Source organism: Exiguobacterium sp. s152, from assembly GCF_018618335.1.
GTDB classification, from domain to species: Bacteria; Bacillota; Bacilli; order Exiguobacteriales; family Exiguobacteriaceae; genus Exiguobacterium; species Exiguobacterium chiriqhucha.
Genome location: NZ_JACSLX010000001.1, coordinates 406605 through 419646 on the forward strand (window position 1 = coordinate 406605; position 13042 = coordinate 419646).

A 13042-nucleotide genomic window follows, 5' to 3' on the forward strand; every position below is an offset into this window, starting at 1 on the left:
ATTCATCCTCCTTCGAAAATATGTAACACCTACACTATATACCCTGTTTTTTGTGATTGAAAAGCAATCAGGTCTGAGCGTAGATGCGGTCGATGATTGTATGGAGCGTCACCGCCTGTTCCGCTTGCTGGTACGACGGCTCCTGACGACACGCCTCGAGAAACGTGTGAATCTGTCTCGCATACGGGTCTTCGAGCGCGAGGTGAGCCGGTGTCTTATCGAACAACGCCCCGTGCTCTTCCGTATGGATGACGAGTGGGAACAGCGACGCGCCACCGTTCGTCCCACGCAGTTCGACCCGCATCGTGTCCGCCGCGTCGACGTTGGCCATGAAACTCGCGTCTAAGAACAAGGATGCCCCATTATCGAACGTGACCATCGCCCGCGCCGTGTCTTCGACCGAAAACGCGTCCGCGTCCCAATCGCCCATCAGCCCGACACCAGGTCGTGTTCCGAGATATTGACCGACGTGACCGACCACATCGACCGGCTTCGGATAATCCATCAAATAGAGGGCAAGGTCGAGCATATGCACCCCGATATCGAGCAGTGCGCCGCCTCCCTGCAACTCTTTATTCGTGAACACGCCCCATCCCGGGATGCCACGGCGCCGAAGGGCGAGCGCGGTCGCGGCATAGATGTGTCCGAGTTCACCCGCCTCGATCATCCTCTTCAATAGTTGGGTATCCGACCGATGCCGGTAATGGAAGCCATAATGAAGGGTTCGCTCAGCTCGTCTGGCCGCCTCTAGCATCTCGTTCGCCTCGTAAGCCGAGATGGCCGGCGGTTTCTCGCAGAGGACGTGACAGCCGGCCTCGAGTGCGGCAATGACTTGTTGTTTATGTAAGGCGTTCGGTGTACAGATGCTGACCGCATCGAGTGTCTCTTCGGCGAGCATCTCCTCGACCGTCTCGTACACCCGTTCGATTCCGAACTGCTTCGCCACCGCCTCTCCGCGTTCGCGTGTCCGATTCATAACGGCGACGACGTCTGCGCCTGCTGCGATGTATTGCGGGATATGGGCGGTTTTGGCAATCCCGCCCGTACCGATGATTCCGATTTTCATGGTCCTCACTCCTTTTCTGTACTGTTCGTGAACGAGTGGGACATTTCCTGTACAAAAAAAAGACGACCTGCACAGGGCAGGTCGTCTCAATCACTTACTTTCTGAAGTTCGTGTTTTTGATCCAGTCTTCGAGCTTGTCCTTGAGGACAGTGAAGCCTGGTGCTTCTTCTTGCTTGAAGTTTGAAGCTTCGTTGCGGCGTGGTGCGCCACGACGAGCTGGCTTAACCGACTTCTCGCGTTTTGGAGCTTCTTGTGTCGCTTTCATTGAAAGCTTGATTTTCTTAGATGCTTCATCAACATCAAGAATTTTCACTTCAACTTCTTGACCGACTTGAACGTACTCGTTCACGTCTTTCACGTAGTCATGTGAGATTTCAGAGATGTGGACAAGACCTTGAGTCTCGTCGTCGAGTGCGACGAACGCACCGAAAGGTTGGATTCCTGTTACTTTACCTTTTAAAACTTGATCTTTTTCGTATTTTGCCATTACAAACACTCCTATGCTAAATTCATCAACTTACTATAACATACTTTTTTCGATAAAGTGTACAAATTAGTAAAAAAGATTATTTGGGATTGTTTTTGTGTTTCAAAGTCGACGGGTCGGGTAAATACAAATCAAGCAAGACTTCAAGTATTCCCCCCTGATTCCGCTAGGCTAAGGCCTAGCCCTTTTTTTGTTCAAAAACTTGTAAACGGTTGCTGCGCGGCCACATCAAACACCGTTTCCCCCATCATTTCATTTAACATGATCGCGTTTCGATACACTGCCATCCCCAAGTTCGTCGCCGCCGGACCGTGCGAATGTTCTAAATTCGTATGGGTAAATAAACCTCCCGCCAACGTCGTCTTCGTTGCAATCTGATAGCGACTATTGACGCGCCACTGCTGCTCCGCTTCCCATTCAATCTCGAATCGTTCGACCCACGTCGGGATGCGCGGTCGATAGCCGGTCGCCGCCACGACCGCATCATATTCACCCGTGAACGATTGTCCCGTATATTGTTGCGTCCCTTCGACAGTATAAACGATTTCGTGTGCGATGTGCTCGATTTCAATCTGCGTGTACAGGTTCGTCGCTTGCTCACTTCCGTCCGCAGTCCGATGATACAACAGTCCATAAATCGCTCGAAGCGTCTCAGGATTGACCCCGTTCCGGAACCGCTCGAACGCTTTTCCGAGTTGATCCCGCTCCGCATAGGGCAAACGATTGAAATAGTCGACGTACGGCAAACTGAAAATTTCCTCGCCGAGCTTCCCACTCTCGAGGGATTCGAACACATCCGAGCGCGTCACCCAATCGATTCGTTGGCGCATTTTATCGGACCGGGTCAATAAATCGAGATATACCTCGGCTGCACTTTGACCGCTGCCGATGACGACGATGCGGTCGGTTTCAAGCAAGCGCTCCCGCTCCATCCGATACGAACTCGTATGGACGACGTCTTGGAAGGCGTCTGGGACGAGAGGTTCTGCTCCCGTGCCGATGACGACGTGACGTGACGACAGCACCGTTTCCCCATCAGGTGTCTCGACCGTGACGAGAAACCCATCCGCCGCCGGACGGACATCGGTGACCCGGTGCGAGAACTTGATCGTGTCGAGCGAGGCGGCGACCGATTGTAAATACCGGTTGAACTCCGTCCGCGGAATCGTCGGGCTCTCTTGGACGATGAATGTCTGCAAGCGGCCGTTCTGTTTCAAGTAATTCAAATAACTGTGACGGTTCGTCGGATCGGCAAGCGTCACGAGATCATATAAGTAATGCGTCTGCATCGTCGCCGACTCGAGCAGCATGCCTTCGTGCCACTTGAAGTCCTCCCGTTCCTCAAAACAGACACCCTTCAATGACGTCGCTTCATTGAGCGCCATCAATCCCAGATTGTACGGCCCGCAGCCGATTGCTACAAAATCCACTTGTTCCATTGACTTCACCTCGCTCGTCTTTTCCCACCTATTATACCGCTAAAACGTAAACAGACCCTCATCGCTGAGAGTCTGTTGTTGTCGTCACCTCGAACTGTTTCATAAACCGATCGATGCGACGAATCGCTTCTTGTAACTGTTCGACCGACGTCGCGTAACTGGCACGGACGAAACCTTCGCCACTCGCACCGAACGCGTTGCCCGGTACGACCGCGACCCGTTCCTCGAGCAAGAGACGCTCGGCGAACTCTTCGCTCGTCAAGCCCGTGTGACGGATTGACGGGAAGGCATAGAACGCGCCTCCCGGCACGTGCGTCGGTAATCCGGCGTCATTGAGGGCCTGGATGAAGTAGTTACGGCGCTGTCGATAGCTCTTCACCATCTTCGGTACATGTTGGTCGCGACTACGGAGCGCCTCGAGACCGCCGAATTGGACGAGTGTCGGGGCACACATCATGCCGTACTGATGGACTTTGAGCATCTCTCGCGTCACGACTTCCGGCGCGCATGTGAAACCGAGCCGCCAGCCCGTCATCGCGAACGCCTTCGAGAACCCGTTGACGACGATCGTCCGCTCGCGCATATCGTGGAGCGTCGCGAAACTCGTGAACGGCTCATCGTAAGACAGCTCGGCATAAATCTCATCGCTGACAACCCAGAGATCGTGTTTCGTCGCGAGCTCCGCAATTTCGGTGAGCTCTTCGCCCGTCATCGTGGCCCCAGTCGGATTCGATGGGAAACAGAGGAGCATCGCCTTCGTCCGTTCGGTGATGGCCGCCTCGACATCGTCCCGGTTCAAACGGAACCCGTTCTCCGGACGACAGGCGACAGGAACGACCGTCCCGCCAGCGAGTTCAATGAGCGGTCCGTATGAAACGAAGGCCGGCTCGACGACGATGACCTCGTCACCTGGGTTGAGGAGTGCCCGGAACGCGATATCGAGCGCTTGTGAGGCGCCCGTCGTGACAATCAATTCCGTCGCCGGATCATACGTCGCCCCGAACCGGTCCGTCATGTAACTCGCGATTTCTTGTCGCAACTCGAGGAGTCCTGCGTTGGCGCTATAAGCCGTATACCCTTGCTCGAGCGCTGCATAGCTCGCCTCGCGCACATTCCATGGCGTGATGAAATCTGGCTCCCCCACCCCGAGAGAGACGACGTTTTCCATCGTTTGCGCCAAATCAAAGAAGCGGCGGATGCCGGACGGCTTCATCGAGACGACTTGTTGAGATAGTGACTTCATGGCGTAATGTTCAACCGTTTGTCTTCGACTTGTGGGGTGAACAAGATGCCATCGTGTTTATACGTCTTCAGTTTGAAGTGCGTCGTCGTCGAGACGACCGAATCGAGCGGTGACAGTTTATCCGACACGAACGACGCGACGTCTTGGAGTGAGTTCGCTCGAATGACGACTTGCAAATCGTAAGCCCCTGACATTAAATAGAGCGCCGTCACTTCCGGGAAGCGATAAATCCGCTCGGCGACCTCGTCGAAACCACGGCCGCGCTTCGGTGTGACTTTGACGTCGATGAACGCCGTGACGTCGTGCCGGTTGATTTTTTGCCAGTTGACCATCGCCCGGAAACCGAGCAAAATCCCGTCCGCTTTGAACTTCTCGAGCATCGCCTCAACGGTCGCCTCGTCGGTCGCCAGCAAGTTCGCCAACAATTTCGTCTCGAGGTAGCCTTTCTCTTCGAGCAACTCGAGCAGTTCTAATTCTTTCGATGTGTACATAATTTATTCTCCTTCCGTTCTACCGGGGAACGCCCCTGTGAACGTTCTCTCTGTCTGTCTCACGTAGTCCCGTCGCTCGGCTTGAACGATATGGAAGTTTTTCATCTCCATATCGACGAGGCCGTGCTTGTGACAAAACCGATCAAAGTAAAGACGACGCGTCTCATCTTGTTTGGCCGACAGATTGTCCGTGCCGTTAAACGCGTAGAGCACGGTCGCGCGCGCGGGATGCCGAATCGTCCCGACTTCACTGACACGTAGAATGAAATCCCAGTCCCAGTAGTTATAGACATCCTCGTCGAACGGTCCAATCGTCTCGTGGAGCTGTTTGCGATACAGCGTGCCGGACGGGATGAACGTCGAGTCTTGACGGAGTCGTTCCAAATCGAGGTCGTAGGCGAACGCCTCCCAGTCGGTGACGCGGCGACGTCCATCTTCCCATATGAAGCGGAACAGTTCCGCATCCGTGAAGACGAGGTCGGCCGAGCGGATGTCCGCGAGCGCCAACTCGAGATGTGTCGGCATGAGCAAATCGTCATCGTCGAGCAATAAGATATAGTCGCCGCTCGCCTCTTGCACGCCGAGATTGCGGGCTTTGACGTGATGGTTCTCGCCAAGTTCGATATAACGAATCGACAATCGATTCAAAAAAGGCGCCAAAAGATGCTGTTTTGGCGGCCCGTCATTATTGATTACAAGTACTTCGAACTGTTGAAACGTCTGGACGACCAGGCTTTCCAGCAGCTCCGTCAGTTCCGCCTCCCGGGAATAGACCGGGATGACGATGGAAACGAGCGGGTTCATCCGCGGTAAGCAGTTTCGACGTGTGGCAAGATGGTTTCCCAGCTCACGCCATTCTCTTTTGATACCGTGACGAAATCGCCATAGGCGAATACGCTCTCCACGCCTTCGATGGCGACGAGTTTCGCGAGAAGCGGTTGGTCCGTCTCTTCGCCAGCTTTCACGCTTTGGCTTTTCGCGCCGAAGACGTTCTCAGGAAGTGTGATTTTCATTGCATTTGGATTCGGTGTTGGATCGATACGTAACATCGTGGTTCCCCCTTATAAGTGACAAGATTCTGAAGACGCGAGTAAGTGTGCCGCCATGGCCCGTGTTTCCGATTCGGTCGGACAGTCGCCGAACGCGTCTGTCAAAATCCGGCGAATCGTCTCATCCAACTCATCGATCGTGTCGATGTGGATGAGCGCCAAGGCGATATCATCAAACTCTGGTCCATACGACCCAAGCCCGTAACCGAGTGGGTCCCATGCTAATAATAAGTCTTCTGCTCTCATTTGTTAAACCCTTCTTTTTACCTTGATTTCAAATCGTACTCCCTCAATCTACCTCACTTTTCAATCCGATGCTAGTGAGCGTTCGAATTTCCCTCGTTTTCAAAAACAAGCGACCACTATATATAGTAATGAATCAGTAGTGGGAAGAAGCAGGATTTTCTCAAAAAATAACGAAGGCGACTGCCGAATGAGGTCGTTCGCTTCTCGATTGACCGCTTACATAAAAATGAATGTGCTGTCATTTAACCGTCGCTCAAACTTTTTTCCATCTCAAATCTCATCTCAAATCGTATGACAGCGCCGTTTTTGAGTAAAAGTAATTCAAGCGTTTGCAGTTTGCCGAATGTCAAGATTGCAAAACTAAATATAGGTGATTTATGATTAAAAAGACAAGAAAACGTCAATATATAGTTAACGGATATTTATCACGTTCCGCTCACATTGACGTCGTATCGGACAAGTTCCGCTATACCTTTATAATATCTACATTCGAAGAAGGAGTGATCGTTTTGACATCCCCTATCCACCACGAGACGCTGTTGGCTGCGACGCCAACGCTCGCTGACGTCTCTACAATGATCCAATCCCTTAAACAACGCTACCCACAGCTCAGTGTTGAACGATATGAAGAACGGGCCGTTCGGGCGCTCGAAGGAAAGACACTGACACAAGATGTAGTATATGAACTCTTGACGATGCACGCCCTCGATATGTTGCAGGCAGAAGAGCCGGACTGGACGTTCGTTGCCACTGAGATGTACTTAAACCGCCTCTATTTAGAAGCGGCACGAAACCGTGGCTATGACGCCTCGATGCGTTACGGTGCGCTCTATCCGATGATTGAGACGCTCACGACAAAAGGCATCTTCACCTCGGCTTTACTCGATACGTATTCGAAAGAAGACATCGCCTACTTGGAGACGTTGATTGACCCGTCACGCGACCGCATGTTCACCTACATCGGTCTCCGGACGTTGTCGGACCGTTACCTCGGCCGCGACCATGTCAAGAACCTATATGAGTTGCCGCAAGAGCGGTTCATGGTCATCGCCATGACGCTCATGCAAAAGGAGAACGCCGACCAGCGCGTCAAGCTCGTCGAGGAAGCGTACTGGGCACTCTCGAACCTCTATATGACGGTTGCCACACCGACGCTCTCGAACGCCGGGAAATCGTACGGGCAGCTCAGCTCATGCTTCATTGACACAGTCGATGACTCGCTTCGCGGCATTTACGATTCGAACACGGACGTGGCCACACTCTCGAAAGGCGGCGGCGGCATCGGCGTCTATCTCGGCAAGATCCGCTCACGCGGCAGTGACATCAAAGGGTTCAAAGGCGTCTCAAGCGGTGCGCTCCCTTGGATGAAACAGTTGAACAACACGGCCGTCTCGGTTGACCAGCTCGGCATGCGCCAAGGGTCGATTGCCGTCTACCTCGACATTTGGCATAAGGACATCTTCGAGTTCCTCGATGCGAAATTGAATAACGGGGACGAGCGTCTCCGGACCCACGATTTGTTCACGGGCGTCTGTTTGCCAGACTTGTTCATGCGTACGGTTGAAGCCCGCGGTGACTGGCACTTATTCGACCCGCACGAAATCCGGACGGTCATGGGCTTCAGCCTCGAAGACTTCTATGATGAGACAGAGAACGGCGGTTCATTCACGGAGAAATACATGGCGTGCGTCAATACGCCTGAACTGACTCGCGTCACGGTACCGGCCATCGACCTCGTCAAACGGTATATGCGCTCACAGCTCGAGACAGGAACGCCTTACATGTTCTTCCGCGACGCCGTGAACCGCGCCAACCCGAACAAACACGCCGGCATGATTTACAGCTCGAACCTTTGCTCAGAGATCGCGCAAAACATGTCGCCGACGACAATCGATGAAGAATACACGGAAGACGGAAAAATCGTCATCACGAAGACACCTGGTGACTTCGTCGTCTGTAACTTGAGCTCAATCGCCCTCGCCCGGGCCGTCAAATCGGACGTCCTTGAGCGACTCATCCCGATTCAAATGCGGATGCTCGACAACGTCATCGACTTGAATACGATCGAAGTGCCGCAAGCGATGATCACGAACCAGAAATACCGTGCCGTCGGACTCGGCACGTTCGGTTGGCACCACTTGCTTGCCCTTGAAGGTATCCGTTGGGAATCGGTCGATGCCGTTCAATATGCCGAGAAGCTGTACGAGAAAATCGCCTACTTGACGATTCAAGCCTCGATGGAACTCGCCAAAGAAAAAGGCGCGTTCGGCGTCTTTGAAGGATCGGAATGGCACACAGGTGAGTACTTTAAGCGCCGCAACTACCGTTCACACGATGAACTCGATTGGGACGGTCTCGCCGCAGCGGTCCACCAAAACGGTGTCCGCAACGCCTACATGATGGCGGTCGCACCAAACTCGTCGACGGCCATCATCGCCGGCAGCACCGCGTCAATCGACCCGGTCTACAAAAAAGTGTATTCGGAAGAGAAGAAGAACTATAAGATTCCGGTGACGGTGCCTGACCTCAACCCGGAGACGAACTGGTTCTATAAATCAGCGTTCGAAGTCGATCAGCTCTGGAGCATCCGTCAAAACGCGGCGCGCCAGCGTCATATCGACCAAGCGATCAGCTTCAACCTGTACGTCAAAAACGACGTCAAAGCGACCGAGCTCCTCTCGATGCACCTCGAGGCGTGGTCGCTCGGAATGAAATCAATTTATTACACACGTTCGACGACCGTTGAAGTCGACGAATGTGAATCGTGTGCTTCATAACGTCACGTAACAGAAAGGTGGGAACGACCATGCATATCGCCATCGTCTACAGTTCCATGAGTGGGAATACAGAAGAGGTCGCCGAACTGATTCAAGAAACCCACGTTAATCGGGGCGACCGCGTCGTCTTGCTCGAAGCGGACCGCATCGGCCATCGCGAGGCCCGCTCGCTCACCACGTACGACCTCGTCTATTTCGGGTCGTACACGTGGGCCGACGGCGTCCTGCCGGACGAGATGAAAGACATGTTCCGACTCGTCTTGAAAGAGCTCAACGTGCCGCTTCGCCAAGCCGCCGTGTTCGGGACCGGGGACAAGATGTTCGTCCACTTCTGCCGAGCGGTCGATGAGATGGCGTACCACCTTTCAAAATACGGGATTCCCCTCGCCGGTGAAACGTTGAAAATCGAGCAATCACCGCGCAATCAACCGTACAACGTCCGTCATTGGGCCGAACGGTTGGCTAGAAACGCCGAAGAAGGAGTATATGTCCATGACCATTCAAAAGATCAAATTACTGTCGCCCAAACATCCTAACCGGGCGACAGCCATTATCGGGGGCGAGACGAGTTCCATCGTGAATTGGAACGACATCGCCTATCCACAGTTTTATACCATCTATAAGCAACTGCTCTCGAACTTCTGGATTCCGGATGAGATCTCGATGTCCAAAGACATGCAACAATGGCCGCAGTTGACGGAGCGCGAGCAAGACGCCTTCAAACGCATCATCGGCCTGTTGTCAATCCTTGACTCGGTGCAGACGCGTTACATCCTCGAGTCGTCGATGTTCTCATCGGACTCGTCGGTGCACGCCGTGCTCGCCGTCATCGCCCAGCAGGAAGTCGTGCATAACCAATCGTATAGCTACGTCCTCTCGAGCCTCGTCCCGCTCAGCGAGCAAAATCGCATTTTCGATATCGCCAAGGACGACGAGATGGTCATGAAACGCAACCAATTCATCTTGGACTTATATGAGGACTTCCGCGCCGACCAAACGGCCGAGACGTTCGCCAAATCGCTCGTCGCCTCAATCATCCTCGAAGGGATCAACTTCTATTCTGGTTTCGCCTACTTCTACAACTTGGCGCGCCATCAGAAGATGGTCGGCACGTCGACGATGATCAGTTACATCCAACGTGACGAGATGCAACACTCGTATTTCGTCAGCCAGTTGCTTCGGGCCGTCTTAACGGAAAATCCGGAGATCGACGCGGACGGCAGCTTCAGCCAGTTCGTCTATGACACGATGGCGGAAGCCGTCGACCTTGAAATCGAGTGGTGTGAGTACGTGTTGCGCGACCTCGATGGGCTCGACGTCAGCGAGATGCGCGACTACGTCAAATACCTCGCCAACAAGCGCCTCCGTGTCATCGGTTTGAACGATCTGTATGAAGGGTTCAATGAAGATGTCATGCCTTGGATTCGCGCCTATTCAGACGACTCATTGAATGCTACGAAATCTGACTTCTTCGAACAGAAATCACGCTCATACGCCAAAGTCACCGACGCCAATGGCTTCGATGACCTATAAGTACAAAAAATCCCCCGACTCACGATGAGTTGGGGGATTTTTATACTGTGATGAGGTTTAGTGGTAAGCATGTACGTATTGGGCAATGCCTTCTGCGATTCCTTCTGCCATCCGTTGACGTGAAGCATTACTCCTTAAATGTGTAACGTCTTGAGGCGAGGAGATGAAACCGAGTTCGACGAGCGCTGATGGCATCGTATTATAACGAATAACATAATAGTTCGCAGTCTTGACGCCACGGCTCGTCATCCCGGACATGTTCCCCATCAAATTGGATTGGATATTTGTTGCCAGGACACGGCTTTTGCCACTGTGGGCAGATGATGACGAATAAAACGTCTCAACACCTTTGGCGTACGGTGTCGTCGCTGCGTTCGTATGCAAGCTGACGAACAAGTTGCCGCGAAGTGTCTTAGCAGTTTGAACGCGTTGATCGAGCGTCAAATAGACGTCCGTCGAGCGCGTCAACCGAACTTGATATCCATATTTCGAGCGAAGATACGTCTCGACCCGCTTTGTCACGTCAAGCACGATCGTCTTCTCATAGAGGGATCCATTGACAGCGCCCGGGTCACGACCACCGTGCCCTGCGTCGAGCACAATCACTGTCATTTTCGGTTTTGTCGTTATGGTGTGAGTCGATGCGATATAGCCCTCTTTTCCATTGTACTTAATTTTGTAAAAACCACTTTTTGAACCATAATGTTCAACTAATGTACTATGAGCAAGTTTTCCAAGAATAGTCGCTTTAGGAGATGCACTTGATCTCACATTCAATACGTCTCCCGGCGTGTTTGTGTATACACTTCCATGTGGTTTCATGATTGGAGTAGTCTGTGGTTTCTCAGAAGACAAACCCGTAGTTAATGTGTAGAATGACTCTGACCCGATGTATACAATCGACCAAGACGCGTCGTATTTACTGTATACTATTGCCGTAGATTTCGGTAATACACGAGCAATTGGAGATGCTTGAAGCGCCCGCTCATACAGATTTACACTTTGCTTTGTATAACCTTGTTCTTTTTTTACGACCGGAGGTTTTGATGCCGGTGGTTTCGCTGCCGGCGGTTTCGCTGCCGGCGGTTTCGCTGCCGGTGGTTTCGCTGCCGGCGGTTTCGCTGCCGGCGGTTTCGCTGCCGGCGGTTTCGCTGCCGGCGGTTTCGCTGCCGGCGGTTTCGCTGCCGGCGGTTTTGCTGCCGGCGGTTTTGCTGCCGGCGGTTTCGCTGCCGGCGGTTTCGCTGCCGGCGGTTTCGAAGCAGCGCCCTTTTGTGCGATGTATGTTTTAGCAGCGTAATACGTCTTACCGTTCAAATATACTTTCGCCCAAGATGAATTGTGATTCGTGTATTGAACCGAAGTACCTTTTTTTAAAGTCTTAATGATTTTAGCCTTTGTATTAGCGGATGTACGCACATTCAAGTTGACCTTGGTGACGCCTTGCAATTTTGCCATTGGCTTAACTTTTGGGTTTGCATAGCCTGTCGTTCGTTTGATATAGGCTGAAGAAGCATAATAAACTCGATTTTTAACATATACTTTATGCCATGATTTGTTATGCGTTGCGTATTTTACTGTCGTTCCTTTTTTCAAAGTTTGAATCAATTTCCCACCTGTGCTCGGTGAGGCGCGTAAATTTAAATTAACTGTTGTTTTCCCTTCTAACGGAGCAGCTTCCGCTATCGGAATCTGGATAGAAAACAGCATGACAATAAGAATTATTACTGTTTTAAAAAAATTTATAATCATCCAAAATATTCCTTTCTACATGAGACATCAGAACTGATAACATGTTCATATTAGCATACTGCCCGCATTAAAAAAGTGAAAATTTGCATAATAAATTGAATATTTTAACAATGAGGTAAATGTATTTATTTACATTTTCCGAATCACCACAAACGTGCCCGCTTCATTATCCTCCATCTCCACGGTGAAAGACGACGGGATACCGAAATCACCTTTTATCGAATGTTCAATCAAAAATGACGGGTCAGGCTGTTGAATGACGAACCCGTCGAGACCCTCGACTTGGGCAATTTTTAAAAATCGAGCCAAGTGTTGTTCCCGCTCTCTATATCGGCTTGCCGCCTCAGAAGGTTTAGCCGCTACTCCACCCCAATAGCGTCCTTCTACATACGCCACATAGGCGCGGACCGACGCTTCCGTGATCGGGTCCGGGGTATGGTCGAAACGTCCGAAGTCCCGGGATGACTTGTCTTCGATGAGTGAGCCAATCGCTGCATATAAATCAAAGTCGTTTTGGGACGCAAGGTCGAGGACCGCTCGTTGGACAGCCTCGATATGTCGCTGCAACGAACCCGGCGTCGCGGACGCCTTCAGTTTTTTGTCCCCTTCATAGGCGTTTAAAATCCGTCCGACTTCCCCGGCCTCACGAACGAGCCGATAGTACGTCTTGTCCTGCGCCTCCTGACCATTTCCGGCCTCTTGACGCTGAAGCGTGATGGCGTACTGGTTCGCCAGACACGTCGAAATGACGAATACGTCCATCAGTTCTTCCCGTAGCGCCGATTGGTCGTTCGCATACAATGCTCCGCCGACTTCACCGACTTCTTCTAGCAGTCGGGCCAATCCCGACAGCGGCCGCCAATAGCCACCTAAATGAATAATCATTTGATCGATTCGTCGTTGTAATTCCTTCATATTTAATCACCTATCCATCCTCTATATTTACCGCTTGCGTGGTATAC

13 protein-coding genes and 1 pseudogene are annotated in these 13042 nt (G+C 52.1%); 3 read left to right on the forward strand and 11 right to left on the reverse strand.

Features of this window, described 5'->3' with window-relative positions:
- Positions 1 to 67: 67 nt before the first annotated feature.
- The 8 genes from KNP72_RS02095 to KNP72_RS02130 all read right to left on the reverse strand — a co-directional run bounded on the left by KNP72_RS02095 (position 68) and on the right by KNP72_RS02130 (position 6021).
- Positions 68 to 1066 carry a Gfo/Idh/MocA family protein gene (locus KNP72_RS02095; protein WP_214831938.1) on the reverse strand — a complete coding sequence of 333 codons (999 nt, stop codon included), beginning with the start codon at positions 1064 to 1066 and terminating at the stop codon, positions 68 to 70.
- 94 nt (positions 1067 to 1160) lie between these two features.
- Positions 1161 to 1553, reverse strand: a complete 393-nt coding sequence (gene yugI, locus KNP72_RS02100) for a S1 domain-containing post-transcriptional regulator GSP13 (protein WP_214831939.1) — start codon at positions 1551 to 1553, stop codon at positions 1161 to 1163.
- 194 nt (positions 1554 to 1747) lie between these two features.
- On the reverse strand, positions 1748 to 2992 hold the full coding sequence (locus tag KNP72_RS02105; protein ID WP_214831940.1) for a lysine N(6)-hydroxylase/L-ornithine N(5)-oxygenase family protein: 1245 nt from the start codon (positions 2990 to 2992) through the stop codon (positions 1748 to 1750).
- 58 nt (positions 2993 to 3050) lie between these two features.
- Positions 3051 to 4235: an aminotransferase gene (locus tag KNP72_RS02110; protein WP_214831942.1), complete on the reverse strand. Its 1185-nt coding sequence runs from the start codon at positions 4233 to 4235 to the stop codon at positions 3051 to 3053.
- On the reverse strand, positions 4232 to 4726 hold the full coding sequence (locus tag KNP72_RS02115; RefSeq protein ID WP_021065542.1) for an Lrp/AsnC family transcriptional regulator: 495 nt from the start codon (positions 4724 to 4726) through the stop codon (positions 4232 to 4234). The genes KNP72_RS02110 and KNP72_RS02115 overlap by 4 nt, the downstream gene beginning before the upstream one ends.
- A gap of 3 nt (positions 4727 to 4729) precedes the next feature.
- On the reverse strand, positions 4730 to 5530 hold the full coding sequence (locus KNP72_RS02120; RefSeq protein WP_214831944.1) for a glycosyltransferase family 2 protein: 801 nt from the start codon (positions 5528 to 5530) through the stop codon (positions 4730 to 4732).
- A complete protein-coding gene (locus tag KNP72_RS02125) occupies positions 5527 to 5775 on the reverse strand; it encodes a NifU N-terminal domain-containing protein (protein ID WP_021065540.1) in 249 nt (82 codons plus the stop codon). Before KNP72_RS02125 ends, KNP72_RS02120 begins: the two co-directional genes overlap by 4 nt.
- 12 nt (positions 5776 to 5787) lie before the next feature.
- Positions 5788 to 6021, reverse strand: coding sequence for a DUF1871 family protein (locus KNP72_RS02130; RefSeq protein WP_021065539.1), 234 nt, complete (start codon positions 6019 to 6021; stop codon positions 5788 to 5790).
- Positions 6022 to 6530: 509 nt separating this feature from the next.
- On the opposite strand from KNP72_RS02130, the gene KNP72_RS02135 reads away from it, so the two are divergent.
- The 3 genes from KNP72_RS02135 to KNP72_RS02145 are packed head-to-tail and all read left to right on the forward strand — an operon-like array spanning position 6531 to position 10331.
- Positions 6531 to 8798 (forward strand): ribonucleoside-diphosphate reductase subunit alpha, encoded by a 2268-nt coding sequence (locus KNP72_RS02135; RefSeq protein WP_214831946.1) that lies wholly within the window; start codon positions 6531 to 6533, stop codon positions 8796 to 8798.
- Between the two features lie 29 nt (positions 8799 to 8827).
- On the forward strand, positions 8828 to 9334 hold the full coding sequence (locus KNP72_RS02140; RefSeq protein WP_214831948.1) for a flavodoxin domain-containing protein: 507 nt from the start codon (positions 8828 to 8830) through the stop codon (positions 9332 to 9334).
- Positions 9291 to 10331, forward strand: a complete 1041-nt coding sequence (locus KNP72_RS02145) for a ribonucleotide-diphosphate reductase subunit beta (RefSeq protein WP_131471322.1) — start codon at positions 9291 to 9293, stop codon at positions 10329 to 10331. Before KNP72_RS02140 ends, KNP72_RS02145 begins: the two co-directional genes overlap by 44 nt.
- Before the next feature lie 57 nt (positions 10332 to 10388).
- Here the strand turns inward: KNP72_RS02145 and KNP72_RS02150 are convergent, their stop codons facing one another.
- From KNP72_RS02150 to KNP72_RS02155, 3 genes and pseudogenes are all read right to left on the reverse strand, one after another.
- A complete protein-coding gene (locus KNP72_RS02150) occupies positions 10389 to 11786 on the reverse strand; it encodes an N-acetylmuramoyl-L-alanine amidase (protein ID WP_483298420.1) in 1398 nt (465 codons plus the stop codon).
- Positions 11787 to 11834: 48 nt separating this feature from the next.
- Positions 11835 to 12080 (reverse strand): annotated as a pseudogene (locus KNP72_RS16100) (SH3 domain-containing protein); the annotation flags it as partial.
- Positions 12081 to 12209: 129 nt separating this feature from the next.
- Complete coding sequence (locus KNP72_RS02155) at positions 12210 to 12995, reverse strand: MazG nucleotide pyrophosphohydrolase domain-containing protein (protein WP_214717622.1); 786 nt, start codon at positions 12993 to 12995, stop codon at positions 12210 to 12212.
- Positions 12996 to 13042 lie beyond the last annotated feature (47 nt).